The sequence below is a fragment of the Nocardioides sp. GXQ0305 genome (genome assembly GCF_050880345.1).
Classification (GTDB): Bacteria; Actinomycetota; Actinomycetes; order Propionibacteriales; family Nocardioidaceae; genus Nocardioides.
Map to the genome: position 1 here is coordinate 258713 of NZ_JBNYXG010000003.1, position 18929 is coordinate 277641.

At 74.1% G+C, this 18929-nt stretch carries 21 protein-coding genes; 11 read left to right on the forward strand and 10 right to left on the reverse strand.

The genetic code is table 11. The annotated features are described in order from the left end of the window. The first annotated feature begins 38 nt into the window (after nucleotides 1-38). Genes ACQ1X7_RS09815 through ACQ1X7_RS09830 form a run of 4 tightly spaced genes read left to right on the forward strand, consistent with a single transcriptional unit; the run spans nucleotide 39 to nucleotide 2570 of the window. Nucleotides 39-395, forward strand: a complete 357-nt coding sequence (locus tag ACQ1X7_RS09815; protein WP_432477997.1) for a hypothetical protein — start codon at nucleotides 39-41, stop codon at nucleotides 393-395. Further along, entirely contained in the window at nucleotides 395-1954 is a 1560-nt protein-coding gene (locus tag ACQ1X7_RS09820) for an LLM class flavin-dependent oxidoreductase (RefSeq protein ID WP_432477998.1), read from the forward strand. The genes ACQ1X7_RS09815 and ACQ1X7_RS09820 overlap by 1 nt, the downstream gene beginning before the upstream one ends. Further along, entirely contained in the window at nucleotides 1951-2313 is a 363-nt protein-coding gene (locus tag ACQ1X7_RS09825; RefSeq protein WP_432477999.1) for a winged helix-turn-helix transcriptional regulator, read from the forward strand. Before ACQ1X7_RS09820 ends, ACQ1X7_RS09825 begins: the two co-directional genes overlap by 4 nt. Beyond that, nucleotides 2310-2570 carry a GlsB/YeaQ/YmgE family stress response membrane protein gene (locus tag ACQ1X7_RS09830; RefSeq protein WP_432478000.1) on the forward strand — a complete coding sequence of 87 codons (261 nt, stop codon included), beginning with the start codon at nucleotides 2310-2312 and terminating at the stop codon, nucleotides 2568-2570. The genes ACQ1X7_RS09825 and ACQ1X7_RS09830 overlap by 4 nt, the downstream gene beginning before the upstream one ends. Nucleotides 2571-2679: 109 nt before the next feature. On the opposite strand, the gene ACQ1X7_RS09835 is transcribed toward ACQ1X7_RS09830, so the two are convergent. Then, entirely contained in the window at nucleotides 2680-4086 is a 1407-nt protein-coding gene (locus ACQ1X7_RS09835; RefSeq protein ID WP_432478001.1) for an NAD(P)/FAD-dependent oxidoreductase, read from the reverse strand. Between the two features lie 90 nt (nucleotides 4087-4176). Here ACQ1X7_RS09835 and ppk2 point away from each other — a divergent pair, with 90 nt between their 5' ends. After that, a complete protein-coding gene (gene ppk2 / locus ACQ1X7_RS09840) occupies nucleotides 4177-5037 on the forward strand; it encodes a polyphosphate kinase 2 (protein ID WP_432478002.1) in 861 nt (286 codons plus the stop codon). A gap of 4 nt (nucleotides 5038-5041) precedes the next feature. On the opposite strand, the gene ACQ1X7_RS09845 is transcribed toward ppk2, so the two are convergent. After that, nucleotides 5042-6007, reverse strand: a complete 966-nt coding sequence (locus tag ACQ1X7_RS09845) for an NAD-dependent epimerase/dehydratase family protein (RefSeq protein WP_432478003.1) — start codon at nucleotides 6005-6007, stop codon at nucleotides 5042-5044. Nucleotides 6008-6144: 137 nt separating this feature from the next. Between ACQ1X7_RS09845 and ACQ1X7_RS09850 the strand changes: the two genes are divergently transcribed. Both ACQ1X7_RS09850 and ACQ1X7_RS09855 read left to right on the forward strand, forming a co-directional pair. Next, the gene (locus tag ACQ1X7_RS09850; protein ID WP_432478004.1) at nucleotides 6145-6852 is read left to right on the forward strand and encodes a TetR/AcrR family transcriptional regulator; all 708 of its coding nucleotides are present in this window, start codon (nucleotides 6145-6147) and stop codon (nucleotides 6850-6852) included. A gap of 17 nt (nucleotides 6853-6869) precedes the next feature. Next, nucleotides 6870-7139: a GlsB/YeaQ/YmgE family stress response membrane protein gene (locus tag ACQ1X7_RS09855; RefSeq protein WP_432478005.1), complete on the forward strand. Its 270-nt coding sequence runs from the start codon at nucleotides 6870-6872 to the stop codon at nucleotides 7137-7139. Between the two features lie 61 nt (nucleotides 7140-7200). Here the strand turns inward: ACQ1X7_RS09855 and ACQ1X7_RS09860 are convergent, their stop codons facing one another. The 5 genes from ACQ1X7_RS09860 to ACQ1X7_RS09880 all read right to left on the reverse strand — a co-directional run bounded on the left by ACQ1X7_RS09860 (nucleotide 7201) and on the right by ACQ1X7_RS09880 (nucleotide 12021). Next, the gene (locus tag ACQ1X7_RS09860) at nucleotides 7201-8316 is read right to left on the reverse strand and encodes a DNA glycosylase AlkZ-like family protein (RefSeq protein WP_432478006.1); all 1116 of its coding nucleotides are present in this window, start codon (nucleotides 8314-8316) and stop codon (nucleotides 7201-7203) included. Nucleotides 8317-8357: 41 nt separating this feature from the next. Further along, on the reverse strand, nucleotides 8358-9134 hold the full coding sequence (locus ACQ1X7_RS09865) for a hypothetical protein (protein ID WP_432478007.1): 777 nt from the start codon (nucleotides 9132-9134) through the stop codon (nucleotides 8358-8360). Between the two features lie 64 nt (nucleotides 9135-9198). Further along, nucleotides 9199-10068 carry an ATP-grasp domain-containing protein gene (locus ACQ1X7_RS09870; protein WP_432478008.1) on the reverse strand — a complete coding sequence of 290 codons (870 nt, stop codon included), beginning with the start codon at nucleotides 10066-10068 and terminating at the stop codon, nucleotides 9199-9201. A gap of 102 nt (nucleotides 10069-10170) precedes the next feature. Beyond that, complete coding sequence (gene speB / locus ACQ1X7_RS09875; RefSeq protein WP_432478009.1) at nucleotides 10171-11181, reverse strand: agmatinase; 1011 nt, start codon at nucleotides 11179-11181, stop codon at nucleotides 10171-10173. Then, a complete protein-coding gene (locus tag ACQ1X7_RS09880; RefSeq protein WP_432478010.1) occupies nucleotides 11182-12021 on the reverse strand; it encodes an aldo/keto reductase in 840 nt (279 codons plus the stop codon). 54 nt (nucleotides 12022-12075) lie between these two features. Here ACQ1X7_RS09880 and asnB point away from each other — a divergent pair, with 54 nt between their 5' ends. The 4 genes from asnB (at nucleotide 12076) to ACQ1X7_RS09900 (ending at nucleotide 16010) form a co-directional block, all read left to right on the forward strand. Next, the gene (asnB, locus tag ACQ1X7_RS09885) at nucleotides 12076-13566 is read left to right on the forward strand and encodes an asparagine synthase (glutamine-hydrolyzing) (RefSeq protein WP_432478011.1); all 1491 of its coding nucleotides are present in this window, start codon (nucleotides 12076-12078) and stop codon (nucleotides 13564-13566) included. Nucleotides 13567-13573: 7 nt separating this feature from the next. Further along, complete coding sequence (locus tag ACQ1X7_RS09890; protein ID WP_432478012.1) at nucleotides 13574-14800, forward strand: amidase; 1227 nt, start codon at nucleotides 13574-13576, stop codon at nucleotides 14798-14800. A 64-nt stretch (nucleotides 14801-14864) separates the two neighbouring features. Next, nucleotides 14865-15488, forward strand: a complete 624-nt coding sequence (locus ACQ1X7_RS09895; RefSeq protein WP_432478013.1) for a hypothetical protein — start codon at nucleotides 14865-14867, stop codon at nucleotides 15486-15488. 15 nt (nucleotides 15489-15503) lie between these two features. Beyond that, on the forward strand, nucleotides 15504-16010 hold the full coding sequence (locus tag ACQ1X7_RS09900) for a cupin domain-containing protein (RefSeq protein ID WP_432478014.1): 507 nt from the start codon (nucleotides 15504-15506) through the stop codon (nucleotides 16008-16010). Here the strand turns inward: ACQ1X7_RS09900 and ACQ1X7_RS09905 are convergent. The 3 genes from ACQ1X7_RS09905 to ACQ1X7_RS09915 are packed head-to-tail and all read right to left on the reverse strand — an operon-like array spanning nucleotide 15998 to nucleotide 18925. Then, nucleotides 15998-16798, reverse strand: a complete 801-nt coding sequence (locus tag ACQ1X7_RS09905; RefSeq protein ID WP_432478015.1) for an HpcH/HpaI aldolase/citrate lyase family protein — start codon at nucleotides 16796-16798, stop codon at nucleotides 15998-16000. The genes ACQ1X7_RS09900 and ACQ1X7_RS09905 overlap by 13 nt on opposite strands. Next, nucleotides 16795-17736 carry a LysR substrate-binding domain-containing protein gene (locus tag ACQ1X7_RS09910; RefSeq protein WP_432478016.1) on the reverse strand — a complete coding sequence of 314 codons (942 nt, stop codon included), beginning with the start codon at nucleotides 17734-17736 and terminating at the stop codon, nucleotides 16795-16797. The genes ACQ1X7_RS09905 and ACQ1X7_RS09910 overlap by 4 nt, the downstream gene beginning before the upstream one ends. A 13-nt stretch (nucleotides 17737-17749) precedes the next feature. Then, the gene (locus ACQ1X7_RS09915) at nucleotides 17750-18925 is read right to left on the reverse strand and encodes a CaiB/BaiF CoA transferase family protein (protein WP_432478017.1); all 1176 of its coding nucleotides are present in this window, start codon (nucleotides 18923-18925) and stop codon (nucleotides 17750-17752) included. Nucleotides 18926-18929: the final 4 nt, after the last annotated feature.

The following is an 18929-nucleotide window of genomic DNA, read 5'->3' on the forward strand; positions in this document are numbered from 1 at the left end:
CCCTTCATAGTGAACGGGGTAGAGTGAGGAGCCGGACCATGACGACGAACGTCGCGCCCATGCTGGACAGGCTGGACGCCTACGACACGTGGCGGTGGGCGGTCGACCTGTTCGACCACCGCGACTACTACGCGGCGGCCACCGTGCTGCAGCACCTCGTCGACACCCACCCCCACGAGGCGGAGCTCGGTGAGGCGCGGGAGCTGCTGGCGCGCAGCTACTACCACGCGGCCCTGCTCGACCGCGCGGTCGACGCGGCCCGCGACCTGCTCGACCGCGACCCGTGCCACGCGTACGCCGCGCTGCTGCTGACGCGGGCGCTGCAGCGGTCGTCCCGGCACGACGAGGCGGCGGCCGCCCGTCGGCTCGCCGACGTGCTGGGGGGTGCCGCCTGATGCCCGACCACGAGCAGGAGCTGCGGTTCGGGATCTTCCCGACGCCGGAGGCCGCGCGGCTCGACGACCTGCTGGGGCTGGTGCAGCTCGCCGAGGTCGAGGGGCTGGACCTGGTCTCGGTGCAGGACCACCCCTACCAGGCGAAGTTCGTCGACACCTGGACCCTGCTCTCGGTCCTCGGCGCCCGCACCAGCACCCTCACGCTGGCCCCGAACGTCGCGAGCCTGCCGCTGCGGCCGCCCGTGGTGCTGGCGAAGGCCGCCGCCACGCTCGACCTGGTCACCGGGGGCCGGGTCGAGCTCGGCCTCGGGGCGGGCGCGTTCTGGGATGCGATCGTCGCCGCCGGCGGGCCACGCCGTACGCCGAAGGAGGCGGTCGACGCGCTCGACGAGGCGGTGCAGCTGATCAAGGCGTACTGGGCCGGCGGCACCGTCCGCTTCGAGGGCGAGCACTACCGCTCGGTCGGGCTGCACGCCGGTCCGAGGCCCGCCCACGACATCCCGGTCTGGCTCGGCGCCTACAAGCCGCGGATGCTGCGGCTGACCGGGCGGCTGGCCGACGGCTGGGTGCCCAGCATGGGGTACGCCGACCCGCCGGACCTGCCGGAGATGTCGGCGGCCGTCGACGAGGCGGCCCTGGCCGCGGGCCGGTCACCGGCGTCGATTCGCCGCGTCTACAACGTCTTCGGGCGCTTCGGCACCGGCGCCGACTTCCTGCAGGGGAGGCCGCACGAGTGGGCCGAGCAGCTCGCCGAGCTGACCCTCGAGGTGGGGACGAGCACCTACGTGCTCGGCACCGACGACCCCGACGCCGTCCGCCGCTGGGCCACCGAGGTGGCCCCGGCGGTCCGGGAGCTGGTCGACGCCGAGCGCGGCCGCCGCGCCCGGGGCGAGGCGCCGTCCGCCGAGCCGACGGCCGCGCCCGAGGGGGTGCCGGCCCGCCAGGCCCTGGAGGTCCGGGCCACGCCGGCGCCCGACGCCCCGGTCGCGGGGGACGTCCCCTGGGACGAGGCGGACCGCCCGACCCACGACGAGCCGGTGGATGCGTCGTACGCCCCCGAGCTGCAGGCCCACGCCCAGCACCTCGTGGACATCCACGACGCACTCCGCTCCGAGCTGGCGCAGGTGCGCGACCTGCTCGACCAGGTACGTCGCGGCCGTCTCACCGTGGGCGTAGCCCGGTCGGCCATCAACACCACCACCCTGCGGCAGAACAGCTGGACGCTCGGGGCCTACTGCGAGTCCTACTGCCGCATCGTCACCGGCCACCACACGCTCGAGGACCACAGCCTGTTCCCGCACCTGCGGCGTACCGAGCCCGGCCTCAGGCCGGTGCTCGCCCGGCTGGAGCACGAGCACCTGGTCATCCACGAGGTGCTCGAGGAGTTCGACCGGGCACTGGTCCGGCTGGTCACCGACGACGGCACCGGACCCTCCGGCGAGGACGCCCTGGACGCGGTGCAGCACTCCGTCGACCGGCTCACCGACACGCTCCTCTCGCACCTGGCCTACGAGGAGCAGGAGCTGATCGGCCCGCTCGCGCGGCACGGGATCGCGTGACGGCCCGCGGCCCGCTCGACCACGGCGACTGCGACGCCGTCCACCGCGCGCTCGCGCTGCTCGGCCGCGCGTGGGCGGGAGCGGTGCTGTGGGCGATGCTCGACGGCGCGGAGCGGTTCACCGAGGTCCGCGCGGCCGTGCCCGGCATCAGCGACGCGGTGCTCACCGCGCGGCTGCGCGAGCTCTGTGACCACGGCCTGGCCGAGCGGGTCGTCGCCCCGGGTCCGCCGGTCACCGTCCGCTACCTGCTGACCGACACCGGGCGGGCGACCCGGCCGGTGCTGGAGGCGCTGCGCGACTTCGCGCGGGAGCATCCCGGGGTCCTGGACGACCAGCCCCGAACTACGCTGGACGCATGATCGGATTCCTGGTGGCGGGCCTCATCATCGGCGCGCTCGCACGACTCATCAAGCCGGGCAAGCAGAACCTCGGGATCCTGGCCACGCTCGGCCTCGGGGCCGTGGGCTCCCTCATCGGCGGCACCATCGCCTGGCTGCTCGGCACCGGCTCGATCTGGGAGCTCGACTTCCTGGGCTTCGTGCTCGCCGTGGTCGCCGCGGTGCTCCTGGTCGGCACGGCCGAGACGGTCGTCAGCAGGAACCGCGTCCGCAGCTGACCCGCCCCGCCCCGGCCCCATTTCGTCGCACCCGACAGCTGCGTGGTGCTGTCGGGGGGACGACGACAGGGATACCGGGTACGACGAGGCCGAGGAGCCCGTCGACCGGTCAGGAGTCGAAGCCGAGGCCCAACCGGTCCAGGGTGCGCAGCCACAGGTTGCGGCGTCCCTGCCGGTGGTCGGCCCGGTCGAGAGACCAGCGGGTGGCGTGGATGCCCATCGCCGCCACCGGCTCCGGAGGGAACGGGAGCGGCCGCCGCCGGACCATCTCGAGCGCGGTGCGGTCGGTCACCTCGCCGGCGAGCAGGTCGAGCAGCACGTCGGCCCCGAACCGGCTGGCGCCCACCCCCAGCCCGGTGAACCCGGCGCAGTGCGCGACCCGGCCGCGGTGCCCCTGCGCCCAGAACGCGCAGAACCGGGTGCTGGTGTCGACCGCCCCGGCCCACCGGTGCGTCACCCGGATCCCCTCGAGCTGCGGGAACGTCGTGAGCAGGTGCGAGACCAGCCGCTCGTACGACGCCGGACGCTGCTCGTAGGCCGACCGGACCTTCCGGCCGAACCGGTAGACCGCGTCGTACCCGCCGAACAGGATCCGGTCGTCGGCGCTGAGCCGGTAGTAGTGGAACTGGTTGCCCGGGTCCGCGAGCCCCTGTCGCCCCTCCCAGCCGATCGCGACCCGCTGCTCCGCCGAGAGCGGCTCGGTCATCACGGCGTAGTCGTAGACCGGCACGGTGCGCAGCCGCTCGCGTCGCAGCAGGGCCGGGAAGACGTTGGTGGCCAGCGCCACCCGGTCGGCGGTGACGGTGCCGAAGCCGGTCCGGACCCGCACCGGTCCGCTGCGCCCGCTCTCCAGCCCGGTGACCCGGGTGTCCTCGACGATCTCGACCCCCAGGTCGGCGGCCACCCGCGCCAGCTCGACCACCATCCGGCCGGGATGGATCAGCGCGGTGTCGTCGGACTGCACGCCGGCCAGGTAGATCGGGCTGTGCACCTCGGCCCGGACCTGCTCGCGGTCGAGGAACCGGCCGCCCGCCTCGCGCAGCCACGGGACCTGGTGGTCCTCGACGGCGACCGTCAGCTCGCCGGTCCGCTCCCAGTCGACGGCCATCGCGAAGTCGTCGACGGTCTGCTCGATGCCGGCGAGGTTCTCCTCACCCAGCTGCTCGAGGACGTCGATCTCCCCGGGCCACCGGGACCGGCCGTTCTCCTCGCCGTGGGTCAGGCTGGCCGAGCAGAACCCGCCGTTGCGGCCGGAGGCCGCCCAACCCACCCGGGCCGCCTCCAGCAGCAGCACCCGGCGACCGGGGTCGCGCTGCTTCGCACGGACGGCGGTCCAGAGCCCGGTGTAGCCGCCGCCCACCACGGCGAGGTCGGTCCGGTGGCTCGCGGTCAGCGGTTCGTGACGGGGCCGGTCGGCGACGTCCTCGAGCCAGGCGCAGCCGTCGGCCGCGTCCCGGAGGGCATGATCGATGGCGGCGGGCGACGGCGGCTGCCGCTCCCAGATGGTGTCCCCCATGAGGGGTGACCGTACTGCCTCGCGGCGCGTGTGGTCGTCCCGGTGGGACGTCCCTTGCGCGGCGGACCGGCGCGGGAGCAGGGTGGGCCGATGGACGCGACCACGCTGCCCGAGGGTGCCGACGACGCTGTTGTCGACGCCGCTCCCGACCGCGATCCGGAGCGGTACAACAAGGAAGGCAAGCTGCGCGGCTCGGTCTACGACGTCGAGATCGAGAAGCTGCAGGAGCAGCTGGTGCAGCTCCAGTACTGGATCCAGCGACAGGGCCTGAAGGTGCTGGTGATCTTCGAGGGCCGGGGCTCGGCCGGCAAGGGCGGCGTGATCAAGCGGATCACCGAGCGGACGAGTCCCCGCACCGTCCGGGTCGTCGCGCTCCCGAAGCCCACCGACCGGCAGCGGACGCAGTGGTACTTCCAGCGCTACGTCGAGCACCTCCCGGCGGCCGGCGAGATGGTGCTGTTCGATCGCAGCTGGTACAACCGCTCGAACGTCGAGTGGGTGATGGGCTACTGCTCGGAGGAGGAGCACCAGGAGTTCCTCCGCTCGTGCCCGGAGTTCGAACGGATGCTGGTCCGGTCGGGGATCACCGTCCTGAAGTACTGGTTCTCGGTGTCCTTCGAGGAGCAGCGCAAGCGGTTCGAGGCCCGCAACGAGGAGCCGCTCAAGCGCTGGAAGCTCTCCGACATGGACCTGGCCGAGCACGAGCTCTACGTCCGTTACTCGCGGGCCAAGGACACCACGTTCCAGTACACCGACATCAAGCAGGCGCCCTGGTACGTCGTCCCCTCCGACGACAAGCGCGCGGCGAGGCTCAACTGCATCTCCCACCTGCTCTCGCAGTTCGCCTACGAGGACGTCGCGCCCGACGTCGTCGTGCTGCCCGAGATGCGGCAGGAGCCCTACGTGCGGCCCCCGATGCACGAGCAGACGTTCGTGCCGCGGCGGTTCTGAACGCTCACGCCACCGCCGCGGAGGACTCGTCGAGGCCGAGCTCGTCGCGCCACCAGGCGACCGTCTGCCGGGCGGCCTCCTCGGGAGTCGTGGGCCGGAGGCCGAGCCGGGCCTCCGACGCTGTCGACGAGAGCACGAACGGGCGCTCGAACTGGTAGGAGATCTCGACCAGCTCCCGCGTCTGGCGGTGGGCGAGCCCGACGGCCCGCAGCACCGGCGTCGGGAGGACGCCGAGCGGCGGGGTGCCGACACCTGCGGTCTCGGCGAGCAGGTGGATCATCTCGCGCTGGGTCCTCGGTCCGGCGGTGGGTGCGTGGACGACCCGCCCGGCGGCCGCTGGGTCGGCCGCGGCGACCACCATGGCCCGCGCCAGGTCGGGCACGAAGGTCCACGAGTGGGGCTGGTCCAGCGAGCCGAGCACGCGCAGCCGGCGTCGCTCGCCGCGCAGCAGCGCGGGCACGACCCGCTCGCCGAGGTGGCCGCCGGCGCGGACGTGGGGACCGACGAAGTCCGAGGCCACCACGCTCACCGTCGTCGCCGGTGACTGCGCGCGTGCCCGCAGCAGGTCGCGACGCACCGCGCCCTTGCCGGTGGCCCGGTCGCGGGGGTCGTCCTCGGTCATCGGCCGGTCGGTGCGGACGTAGCTGTACAGGCTCTCCGGGAAGACCACCGGGGCGCCCAGGTCGGCGGCCACCCGCAGCACCGCCGCCTCGAGGGCCGGCAGCTCCCGCCGCCAGGCGCGCACGTCGTACGCCGACGCGTGGAGGCACAGGAAGACGGCGTGCGCGTCGCCCACCGCCTCCGCCAGTCCCGGTCCTGCGACGTCGGCCCGCCGCCGCTCGACGAGCGGGTGGTCCGGGCCGGAGCCGGACCGGGTGAGGACCCGGACGGCGTGGCCGGCGCCGGCCAGCTGCTCGGCGACGGCCCGGCCGACGGGGCCGGCACCGATCACGGTGTGGTGCGTGCTCATGGTGTCCTCCGAAGACGCGGTGGTCGATCCCGTCCAGCGTGACACCGAACCGTCCCAGAAGCAAGAGCAGTGCTCACATTTATGAGCGACAGTCACAGATGTTGACGATGTTCTCGACAGGGAGCACGATGTGCCGGGTGGCGACACCCCGGGAGCAGGCGCGTGAGCGGACGATGGCCGAGATCGTGCGGCTCGGACGGGAGCAGCTCGCCACGACCGGGCCGGTGGACCTGTCGGTCCGGTCGATCGCCCGCGACCTCGGGGTGGTCTCCTCCGCCATCTACCGCTACGTCCGGACCCGCGACGAGCTGCTCACCCTGCTGGTGGTGGACGCCTACGGCGAGCTGGCCGACCGCGTGGACGAGGCAGTGTCACGGCGGCGACGTCCGCAGCACACGCACGCGCAGCGGCTGTGCGCATCGGCGCACGCCGTCCGCGACTGGGCGCTGGCCGAGCCGGCCCGCTACGGCCTGCTGTTCGGGACGCCCGTCCCCGGGTACCACGCGCCGGGCGAGGAGACCACGCCGGTCGGCACGCGGGTGCCGACGCTGATGACGCGCCTCCTCGCGGAGGCGTGGGCCGACGGCTCGGTGGGCGAGGTGCCCGAGGTGCGGGTCCCGGCGGCCCTCGGCCGGGACCTGCGCGCGGTGCGCACCCAGCTCGGGGTCGAGATCCCCGAGTGGCTGCTCGCCCGGGGGATGCTCTGGTGGTCCTCGGTGTTCGGGGCGGTCAGCTTCGAGGTGTTCGGGCAGTACGGCGCCGGGACCTTCTCCGACCCGCGCCGGCTCTTCGACCACCACCTCGACGTGCTGCTCGGCACCGTCGGCCTTCCGCCGCGCCGCTGAGGCGGTAGCGTCACGCCATGCTCATCCTCGGTCTCATCCTGTTCGGGATGCTCGTGGGAGCCGCGGCCCAGCTCCTCCTGGGCAGCCGGGTCTCTGGCATCAACTGGACCACAGCGCTCGTCGCGGGCCTCCTGGGCTCCTTCGTCGGCGGCCTGCTGATCAGCCTGCTCGCCGGCGACGGCCTCGACCTCCGGCCCAGCGGCATCATCGGGTCGATCGGCGGCGCGGTGCTGGTGACCCTCGCCTGGAGCGGGTGGCAGGGACGCCGCAAGACCGACGCCACCTGATCGCCGTCCGGTCCGCTCCGAGGTCCTGCCGCCCCGGCGCCGAGGCCGGGGTGGCGGGTGCTCAGGGGCGCTGGTCCTCCAGCACCAGGTCCAGGAAGTCGGCCAGCGACTCCAGCTCGGCCCACACGTCCTCGCGCACCGACGGGTCCCACGGCTCGTCCTCGTGGAGCGCGTCGAGGCGCAGCACCCCCCGGTCCCGCTCGGCCGTGGCGTCGACCTTGCCCAGCAGCCGGTCGCCCACCAGGACCGGCATCGCCCAGTAGCCCCAGCGCCGCTTGGCGGCCGGCTTGAACATCTCCAGCTGGTAGTCGAACCCGAACACCTCACCCATCCGCTTGCGGTCGATGAGCAGCCGGTCGAGGGGGGAGAGCACCGCCACGCGGCCCTCGAACCCGTCGAGGTCGGCCAGGTACGCCGGGTCGACCCGCCACGTCCCGCGGACGTCCTCGACGACGGCCTCCTCGCCCGCGTCACCGACGGCGGTCGGCTCCCCGGGCACGACCGCCGCCTTCCCGCGGGCGATGCCCAGGCCGGCCAGACGGCGCCGGTCGAGCTCGCGACGGGCGTCCTCGAGGTCGGGCACCGGGTCGTCGGGGTAGACCCGCTCGGCAAGGTCCCACAGCTTGTCGCGGCCCTCCTTTCCGGCCACCGCCACCTCACCGCGACCGACCATGTTCTCGAGCAGCATCCGGACGTTGCGGTCGTCGTTCCAGCCACCCGAGCGCCAGGGCACCAGCGTCGTGTCCGGCAGCGCGCGGGACGTGACCGGCCCCTCGTCGTACAGCTTCTCGAGGATGTCGCAGCGGGTGTCGTCGTTGGCCTCGACCCAGCGGGTGAGGGCGTCGTGGATGTCGCGGTACTGGTCGAAGACCGCCGGCCAGTTCGCCATGCCGGCCCGGTGCAGGGCGAGGTCCTCGGCGGGCCGCAGCATCTGGTGCAGCTCGACGACCCGGCCCGAGTCGACGGCGTCCTCGAGCCACTGCGCGTCGTAGCCCGGGCCGAGCCTGCTCCAGAGCACGAGCTGCGCGCTCGGGACGACGGCGGCACACGGATCGTCCTGGAGCAGGGTCAGGTGCCGCAGCACCTGCTCCGCCGTCGACGGTCGGGGGAGGTCGAGCAGCTGCGCCCGGACCGCGATCCGGCGAGCCTGCTGCTGCGTCAGCTGGTGGGGAGCCACGTCGCCACGCTAGCGACGGAGGCGGACGATCCGGATCCGGGTCAGCGCTCGTGCCCGGTGTCCTCCGGAGCCAGCCACCGGCGCGCCAGCCGGCTCCAGGCCTCGGTCGCCGCACAGAGGCACTCGACGCGGCGGTCGAAGTCGAGGCGGACGTCTAGGCACCCCGGACCGGTGCTCGGGTCGCGCCGGAACACCATGCCCTGCCGGTCGACCGCGTGCAGGACCACGGGCCGGTCGGAGTCGGCGGCCACCCGCCCCAGCGCCGACAGCTCGGCGGTGTGGGAGGCGACCAGGTGGCCCAGCCACTCGTGCTCGACCAGTGACAGCGGGTCGGGTCGCGCGGCCAGGTAGTCGGCGAGGTCGACCGGCTCGCCCTGCCCGCCGACCGGCGCGAAGCAGCCACAGGTCGCGGCCAGCCGGACCGCGACGGGCGTCAGCCTGAGCACGCCCATGTCGCGCAGAAGCTCGCTCGTCCCGACCCCCTCGACCAGCCGGTGTCGGGCCCAGGACTCCAGCACCCGGCGTCCGGCGTGGTCGTCGGGAACGCTGGGCCGGGCCCAGAGGCCGACCTCGGCGCGGACCCGGTCGGGGGAGGGCACCGGGCTGACGTCGGTGACCACCACGGCCACCGGCGGGTCCGCCGACCCCACCTCGGGGACCGCCCCGTCCGTCGCGGCCACGACCAGCTCCAGGGAGCCGTCGGGGCGGACGGCGTGGTCGAGCACCACGGTCCGCGCGGTCGCGGGGCCCACCAGCCGCACCGAGCCGGCGCGGGTCACGGTCGTCCTCGCGAGCTCGGCCGCGGTGTTGCCGGACATCCCGCCTCCTCGACGTGTTAGGTGAGGCTAGCCTAAATCATCCCGTCGCGGGAGGGGAACGGCGTCAGCCGGCCGAGGACCGCCGGAGCACCGCCTCGGCCAGCACGTCGACGGCCGGGCGGTGGTGGTCCAGGAACAGCGACGGCTCGGTCAGCTCGAGCTCCAGCAGCCGGGGCCCGTCCGGGCTCGGCAGCAGGTCGACCCGGGCGTAGAGCAGGTCGCCGTACTCCTCGGGAACGGCGGCGAGGACCGCCTCGGCGACCGCGCGCTCGGCGGCCGACGGCTCGCGGGGCGACATGTCCTCCTGCGCGAACAGGTCGGCCACCAGGTCCATGTCGGGGGTGAGCAGCGGCCCCTTGCGCATTGCGTGGCTGAACCGCCCGTCGAGGTAGAGCAGCGCGGTCTCGCCGTGCTCGTCCACCTCGTGAAGGTAGGGCTGCACCATGACCGGGCGCTGCCGGTGGAGCAGCGAGGCGGTGTGGGCGCGGGAGCGGTCGACCTGGTGGACGCCGAGCCGCAGCGTGTCCCGCGAGCCCGCCGAGACGACCGGCTTGACGACGTGCTCGACGTCCTCGAACCGGTGGCGGGGCTCCTCGCCCGGCTCGAGGAACTGGGTGGGGACGATCGGCACCCCCGCGCTCTCGAGGCCGGCCAGGTAGCGCTTGTCGGTGTTCCACCGGACGACGGGGGCGGGGTTGAGCAGCCGGGACACCGTGGCGACGTGGTCGGTCCAGGCGAGGAACTCCTCGATCCGCTCGGCGTAGTCCCAGGTGCCGCGCAGCACGACCAGGTCGAACGCCTCCCACGCGTCGTCGCCGTCCCACACCACGGCCTCGGCCTCGACCCCGCGGTCCCGCAGCGCACCCAGCAGCAGCTGCCCCTCGTCGTCCAGTCCTGGCAGCTCGGCGCACGACGCCAGCGCGATCCGGGTCATGACGGCAGCCTAGGAAGTGGGGTAGTCCAGTGAGAAGTGGCCCCTGACTCGCCGTGCCGAGGGGCCACTTGTCACTGAACTACCGAAAGCGTCGAGCATCGGTCAGCGGTCGAGGAGGGGGCGGGAGGGGTCCCAGGTGGTGCCGTCGCGCTCGTCGCGCCGCTTGCGGGCGATGGCCGAGAGCGCCTCGAGGACCACCCGGTTGGCCAGCGCCGCGGTGATGTCGGCGTGGTCGTACGGCGGGCTCACCTCGACCACGTCGACGCCGACGACGGGCAGCTCGAGGCAGATCCGGCGTACGGCGTCGAGGAGCTCGCGTGCGGACAGCCCGCCCGGTTCGGGGGTGCCCGTGCCGGGGGCGTGGCCGGGGTCGCAGACGTCGATGTCGACCGAGAGGAACACGCCGTCGCACTCGTCGGTCGCGATGCCGAACGCCTCGGTGAGGCACTCCTCGAGCCCGCGACGGCCGATCTCGGTCATCTCGTAGGAACGCATCCGCTGCTCGGCCATCCAGTCCAGCGTCTCCGGCTCGGGCCAGTAGCCGCGCAGCCCGACCTGGAGGAACCGGTCGCCCCGCAGCGCGCCGGACTCGATCAGCCGCCGCATCGGCTGCCCGTGCCCCCACAGCGAGCCGAAGGTGATGTCGCCGGTGTCGGCGTGGGCGTCGAAGTGGATCATCGACACCCGGCCGTGACCGAGCACGTTGGCGACGCCCTTCGCGTCGGGGAAGGCGATCGAGTGGTCGCCGCCCAGCACCACGGGGATCGCCCCGGCGCGGGTGACCCGCTCGACCGCGGCCTCCAGCCTCGGCAGGGCGATCTCGATGTCGCCGGGCGGCATCTCGACGTCGCCCGCGTCGACGACGGTCAGGTCGAGCAGCGCGTCGGTGCGCAGTGCCAGCGACGGCCGGGAGCCGTCGTGGGGCAGGTAGTCGGTGATCCGGATCGCCTGCGGCCCGAAGCGGGTGCCGGGCCGGTGCGAGGTGCCGCCGTCGAAGGGCGCCCCCAGCACCACGACGTCGGCGTCGGCGTACGACGCCTCGTCGTCGAGGTCGCAGCGCGGGACGCCGAGGAACGTGACGTCGGGGCCGTACTGACCGCCGTACCGGGCCATCTACATCTCCTCGTGGGAGTCGGGGTCGCCGCCGAAGAGCCGGCCGTCGGGACGGCCGAGGGCGGTGATGGCGGCGACCTCGTCGTCGGACAGCTCGAACCCGAAGACGTCGAGGTTGTCGCGCTGGCGTTGCGGGGTGGCGGACTTGGGGATGGGCACGGCACCGAGCTGGACGTGCCACCTCAGGATGACCTGGCCGGGCTCGACGCCGTGCCGCTCGGCCGCCGACGCGACCGGCTGCTCGGTGAACGGGGCCTGCCGCTTGCCCAGCGGGCTCCACGACTCGGTGACGATCCCCAGCTCGCGGTGCGTGGCCCGCATCTCCTCCTGGGGGAAGTAGGGGTGCAGCTCGAGCTGGTTGACCGCGGGGGTCACGCCCGTCTCGTCGATGATCCGTCGCAGGTGCTCACCGGTGAAGTTGGAGACGCCGATGCTGCGGACGAGGCCGTCGCGCTGGAGGTCCACCAGCGCCCGCCACGCCTCGACGTACTTCCCGACGCTCGGGTTGGGCCAGTGGATCAGGTGCAGGTCGAGGTGGTCGAGGCCCAGCCGGTCGAGCGACTCCTTGGTCGACCGGACGGCGTCGTCGTAGCCGTGGTGGCGGCCGGGGATCTTGCTGGTGACCACCAGCTCCTCCCGGGGTACGCCGGAGCGGCGGATCGCCTCGCCGACCTCCTCCTCGTTGCCGTAGTTGACCGCCGTGTCCAGCAGCCGGTAGCCGACCTCGATCGCCGAGACGACGGCGTCGATGCCGGCGTCACCGTCGAGCGGGTAGGTGCCGAAGCCGATCGCCGGGAGGTCGTGCCCGTCGTTGAGCCGGTGGGTGGGGGTGGTGGCCATGAGCGCCACGCTAGCCGCGCCGTCCAGCGGGGCGTCCAGTCCTAGACTCCGGACATGTGCGGGATCGCGGTGGTCCACGACCCTGCGGGGCCGGACCCCGCGCTCGGGCTGCGGATGCTGGACCGGATCGCGCACCGCGGGCCCGACGGCCGCGGCACCCGCGAGGTCGGGCCGACCTGGCTCGGCCACGTCCGGCTCTCCATCGTCGACCTCGACGCCGGGGACCAGCCGCTGCCGTCCGGCGACGGGCACTGGGCGGTGGTCAACGGCGAGATCTACAACCACGAGCGGCTGCGGGAGGTGTCGCCGCGCGACTTCCGCACCGACTCCGACTCCGAGGCCGCGCTCGCGGCGGCGATCAGCGACGACCCGGATGCGCTCGGCGAGCTGCGCGGGATGTACGCCTTCGCCGTCGCCCACGACGACGGCGACCTCGTCGTGGCCCGTGACCCCGTCGGGGTGAAGCCGCTCTACTGGGTGCGGCTCGGGCCGGTGACCCTGTTCGCCTCGGAGATCCGGGCGTTCGACGCCGAGCACCGGCACCGCGTGGAGGAGTTCCCGCCCGGCCACCGCTGGACGCCGACGTCCGGCCTGCGCCGGTTCCGGGAGCTGCACGTCGCCGGCGCCGAGCTGGCCGACCGGGTGGACGCGGCGACGCGGCTGCGCGACACGCTCGAGCTCGCCGTACGCCGCCGGATGATGGCCGACGTACCGATCGGGGTGTTCCTCTCCGGCGGGCTCGACTCCAGCCTGGTCGCGGCGATCATGGCCCGCCACCGCGACGATGCCCACGGGCCGGTGCACTCGTTCGCGGCCGGGACGGTGGGGTCGAGCGACCTGGCGGCCGCGCAGCGGGTCGCCGACCACCTCGGGCTCGAGCACCACGAACGGGTCTACGACGCCGACGAGGTGGTGGCGGTGCTGCCGGAGGTGGTGCGCAGCATCGAGTCCTACGAGCCGTCGCTGGTGCGGAGCGCGGTCCCCAACTACCTGCTCTCCGAGACGACTGCGCGGACCGTGAAGGTGGTGCTGACCGGGGAGGGCGCCGACGAGCTGTTCGCCGGCTACGCCCACTACCGCGACATCGACGAGGCGGACCTGCGGGCCGAGCTGGTCCGCAACGTGTCCGGCCTGCACCACCTCAACCTGCAGCGCTGCGACCGGGTGACGATGGCGTTCGGGCTCGAGGCGCGGGTGCCGTTCCTGGACCGCGACGTGGTCAACCTGGCGGCCCGGGTGCCGATCGGGTGGCTGCTCCCCGGTGAGCACGGCGAGGAGAAGGCCCTGCTGCGCGAGGCCTTCGAGGGCTGGCTCCCGCACGACCTGCTCTGGCGGCCCAAGGAGCAGTTCGGCGACGGCAGCGGCACGGCCGACGTGATGGCGCAGCGCGTCGCCGAGCTGGTCCCGGAGTCCGACTGGGCCGAACGGCGGGTCGGGTCGCTGCCGCCGCCGCGGAGCCGGGAGGAGCTGGCCTACCAGCGGATGTTCGCGGAGCGGCTGGACGGGGTGCCGGCAGGCCTGCTCGGCCGGTTCGCGACCGGCTGATCAGGTGATGGCCGTCCCCTTCCTCTCCCGGGAGCACGAGCTCCACGCGTTCGTGCACGTCGACGAGGACGCCCTGGCGGCCGGACCGCAGGCCGAGGGGCCGCTGGCCGGCCGGCTCGTCGCGGTCAAGGACAACATCGCGGTCCGCGGCGCTCCGTGGGCGTGCGGCTCCGCGACCCGTCGGGGCCTCGGCCCGGCCACCGAGGACGCCGAGGTGGTCCGCCGGGTGCGGGCCGCGGGCGGGGTGGTCGCCGGGACCACGAACACCGACGAGCTGGCGATGGGAGCCTCGACCGAGACCTCCTCGTGGGGGTCGACGCGCAACCCCTACGACCCGACCCGCACCGCCGGCGGGTCGTCGGGCGGCTCGGCGGCGGCCGTGGCGGCGTACGGCGTGCTCGCGGTCGGCACCGACACCGGAGGGTCGATCCGGGAACCGGCCGCGATGTGCGGTGTCGTGGGGGTCGCGCCGTCCCACGGCTCGGTGCCGACGTCCGGGGTGGTGGACTTCGCGCCGAGCCTCGACCGGGTCGGGCCGATCGCCCGCACCGTCGCGGAGGCGGCCCTGCTCCACGAGGTGATCGCAGGGGTCGACGGGCTGGTGGCAGCCGCTGAGAGAGGGGCGCGGGAGCCGCTGGGCGGTCGGGCCCTCGGCGTCGTCGTCCCGATGTCCGGGCACCGGAACGCACCGGAGGTGCTGGAGCGGTTCGAGGCGGCGCGGCTCGCGCTGCTCGGCCTCGGCGCCACGGTGCTGCCGGTGTCGGTGCCGCGGTTCGGTGACCTGCTCGACGTCTACGTGACGGTCACCTGCGTCGAGGCGCTACCGGTCCTCGAGGAGCACGCCGCCCGGGGACCGCTCGGCGAGGAGGCCGCCAGCCGGTTGCGCCTCGGGCGCTCGCTGGCCGGGACCCGTGAGCACGCCGAGGCGCTGGCCGTGCGTGAGGAGATCCGCGCCGACGTCGCGACCGCCCTCAAGGTGTGCTCGGTGCTGGTCAGCCCGACCGTCCCGCTGACCGCACCGCTGCTCGGCCGTCCCGGCATGGCCGACCCGCTCGCCCGGCCCCGCACCGACTGGTGGACCGTCGAGGCCAACCTCGCCGGGATCCCGGCTGCTTCCGTCCCGGCCGGCCTCGGCGACGGCCTGCCGGTCGGCGTCCAGCTGATGACCGCCCACGGCGAGGACGCGCGGCTCTACCGGGTGGGTGCCGCCCTCGAGGCCGCGCTGGGTGGGTGAGGTCGGGGTCGGCCCGGGGTCGACCCCGATGCGCGTCCGTCGGCGCGCGCCTAGCGTGCGGGGCATGAGCTCGGGATCCTCCTTCACCCTGTCGCGCTCCTGGCGCCGGGCGGTCCTGGCGCTGCACGTGCTGTGCGGTGTCGGCTGGATGGGGCTCGACCTCGGCCTGCTGGTCCTGGTGCTGGCCGGGCTCACCTCCGGCAGCGGGGCGACTGTGGCGGCGTCGTACACCGCCGTCAGGCTGGTCATCCCCGTGGTGGTCCCCGTGCTCGCCGTCGCCATGCTCGGCACGGGCGTGCTCCTCGGGCTCGGCACGAGGTGGCGGCTGACGGAGTGGACGTGGGTGCTCACCAAGCTCGTGATCGGCCTGGTGCTGACAACGCTCGTCTTCGTGGCCCTGCTGCCGGGCGCGCTCGGCCTCCCCACGGAGCTCGCCGGTACGGCGGCCGAGGTGCGCGAGGCGGTGGGGCGCGGCGGCCAGGACCTGCTCTACCCCCCGGTGGTCTCGTTCACCGCGCTCGCGGTCGCGCTCGTGCTGTCGATCTGGAGGCCGTGGGGCCGGACGCGATGGGCCCGCCGCCGCTCCGACCTGGGTCGCCCAGCGGGCCAGGTCGGACCTGGGTCGCCCAGCGGGGCAGGTCCCAGCGCGCCCGAACCGGCCGCCTCTCGACGTTCGCCCACCCGATGACGGAGGATCCACACCATGTCGTTCCCCAACCCGCTGCACCGGCCCTACCCCGACGACGTCTACACCGGTGAGGGCGGCGAGGTCTCGGCCTGGCTGCGCCCGGACGGCACCGAGGCCGAGCTGGTCTACAAGAACGGCGGTGCCTGCGAGTACCTCGCCACCGGCGACCAGACCGGCGGACTCTACGGCCTGTACCGCTGGTCGTTCGGCGAGACCGAGTCGGGCCCGGACCCCCACTTCCACCGCGCCATCACGGAGTCCTTCTACGTCCTCGAGGGGACCGTGCAGCTCTACGACGGCAACGACTGGGTCGCCGCCCGGGCCGGCGACTTCCTGCACGTGCCCGAGGGCGGGCTGCACGGGTTCCGGGGCAAGGACCACGCCCGGATGCTGCTCATGTTCACGCCCGGGGCGCCGCGCGAGGACTACTTCGAGACGCTGAACGCCCTCGGCCACGGCGCCACCATGACCGACGACGAGCGAGCCGCGTTCATGCTGCAGCACGACACCTACTGGGTCTGACCCGCCGCCAGGATCCGCCTGGCCCGGTCGACCACCGGCTTGTCGACCATCGCGCCGTCGAGCAGCACCGCGCCGGCGCCCTCGGCCGCCTCGACCACCCGGCGGGCCCACGCCACCTCCTCGGCCGACGGCCGGAAGGCCTCCCGGCTCGGCGGCACCTGGCGGGGGTGCACGCAGAGCTTGCCGCCGAACCCCATCCGGACGGCGTACGCCAGGTCGTCGCGGAGCCGCTCGTCGTCGGCGACGTCGCCGGTCACCCCGTCGACCGGAGGCGCCAGCCCGGCGGCAGCGGAGGCGAGCACCACGGCCTGCCGGGCGCCCGCCATCGCCTCCCGGTCGTCGGGCGAGACACCCAGCTGGGACGCGAGGTCGTAGGTGCCGAGGACCAGTCGGTCGACGCCGGTCGCGGTTGCCAGCGCCGGCGCCGCGAGCACGCCCGAGGCGGTCTCGACCAGGGCGAGCAGCCGGCTGTCGTCGTGCAGTCCCCCGGCCAGCGTCGCGAGGGAGGCCGGGTGCTCGGCCTTGGGGACCATGACGGGCACCGCGAAGGGAGCGAGCGCCCCGACGTCGGCGCGATGCGCCGGGTCGTCGACCGCGTTGACCCGGACCGCGGCGCGCCCGCCGGACGACAGCCACTCGACGACGTGCCCGCGGGCCGGGTCCTTCAGGTCGGGCGCGACCGCGTCCTCGAGGTCGAGGACCACCAGGTCGGCGCCGGAGGCCACGGCCTTGTCGAAGCGGTCGGGACGGTCGCCGGGCACGAACAGCAACGTCGAGGGGGCCTTCACGCCGGGTCTCCCTCGGGCCGGATCCCGGGCCAGCAGCCGTCCTCGGCCAGCTGCCGGGTCACGGCGACGATGCCGCCGCGCACGGCGTCCACGGCGTCGCGTGGCGCCGAGGTCGCGGGTGCGGTGCGGACCACGGCGTGCCGCGTCAGTCGCGGCTCGAGGAGCCGCGTCGGCAGAGCGGGGTCGGCCCCGCTCGTCGACGACAGCGGCAGGATCGCGCAGGCCTCACCGCGCTCGGCGACCCGGACCATCGTCCCGAGCGACTCGACGTCCGCGACCACCGTCGGCGTCACGCGCTCCTCCCGCAGCGCCCGCTCGATCAGCGCACGCAGGCTGCTCCGGGTGCCCGGCGCGACGATGGGTACGCCGTCGAGGTCCCGGAGCGCGATCCGGTCGTCGGACGGCGGGCGGACGGGTGGCGCGCCGACCAGGTAGAGGTCCTCGGCGTAGAGCGGCACGTCCTGGTGCCCGTCGGCCGGACGGCCGGCCGAGCCGTCGAGGTAGACCACGGCGAGGTCCATCCGCCCCTGGCCGAACAGCTCCTCGACGTACCCGCTCATCGACTCGAACAGCTCCAGCCGCACCCCGGGGCAGTGCTCCCTCGTCCACGACAGCAACGGCGCCGCGAGGTGGACCGCGGCGCCGGAGGGGATGCCCACGGCGACCAGCCCGCGCACCTCCTGCCGGTCGGCCGCCGACGCGGCGAGGTGGTCGAACTGCCGGACCAGGCGGCGGGCGTCGCGGGAGAAGTCCAGCCCCGCACGGGTGGGCCGGACGCCGCGCGGCCCCCGCTCCAGCAGCCGGACGTCCAGCTCCCGCTCGAGCTGGGTCATCCGTTGGCTCAGCGCCGGCTGCGACACCCGCAGCATCGCCGCCGCCTGCGAGAGGCTGCCGGCGTCGACGACGGCCAGCAGGTAGCGCAGCTGCAGGATGTCCACGACCCGATCCTGCTCACACCACGCCGTCGGCGGCCAGTGCGTCCACCTCGGCCTCGGCGTACCCCAGCTCGGAGAGGATGGTCCGGGTGTGCTGACCCAGCTCCGGGACCGGGTCCATCCGCGGCGCCCCGGTGACGGGTCCGGGCGGTGCGAGCGACGGCACCTCGCCCGCCGGCGTGGCGACGCGGTGCCAGCGACCGCGTGCGGCCAGCTGCGGGTGGTCCCACACCTCGGCCATCGTGCTCACCCGGGCGTGCGCCACCGGGACCTCGGCGAGCATCCGGGTCGCCTCCTCACCAGTCAGCCGGGCGAACCGGGCAGCGATCACCGCGCCCAGCTGCTCGCGGTGGTGGTTCCGGGCGGAGTTGGAGGCGTACTCCTCACGCGTCGCCAGGGACGCGTCGCCGAGGAACCGGTCGCAGAACCGCTGCCACTCCCGCTCGTTCTGGATCGCCATCATCACCACGACGCCGTCCCCGGCGGTCCACGGGCCGTAGGGGTAGATCGTGGCGTGCGCGGCGCCGGCCCGCGGCGGCGGCTCCGCGCCGTCGTACGCGTAGTAGAGCGGGAAGCCCATCCACTCGACGGTCGCCTCCAGCATGGACACGTCGAGGTGCGCCCCGCGTCCTGTCCGGCCGCGCTCGAGCAGCGCGGCGAGGATCGAGCTGTAGGCGTACATCCCGGCGGCGATGTCGGAGACCGAGATGCCGACCTTGGCGACCTCCTCGGGCGTACCGGTCACCGATAGCAGCCCGGCCTCCGCCTGCACCATCAGGTCGTAGGCCTTCATCGACTCGTACGGGCCACCGATCCCGTACCCGCTGATGTCGCACACCACCAGGCGCGGGTTGGCGTGCTGCAGCTCGGCGGCCCCCAGCCCCGCCCGCGCGGTGGCCCCCGGGGCCAGGTTCTGGAGGAACACGTCGGCCGACGACAGCAGCCGCCGGGCGACGTCGAGCCCGCGCGGGTCCTTGATGTCGAGGGTCAGCGACTCCTTGCTGCGGTTGGTCCACACGAAGTGCGAGCTCAGTCCCGCGACACGGGTGTCGTAGCCGCGGGCGAAGTCGCCGACGCCCGGCCGCTCGAGCTTGATCACCCGGGCGCCCAGGTCGGCCAGGTGCCGACTGGCGTACGGCGCGGCGATCGCCTGCTCCAGCGAGACGACCGTCGTGCCCTCCAGTGGTCGCACGTCC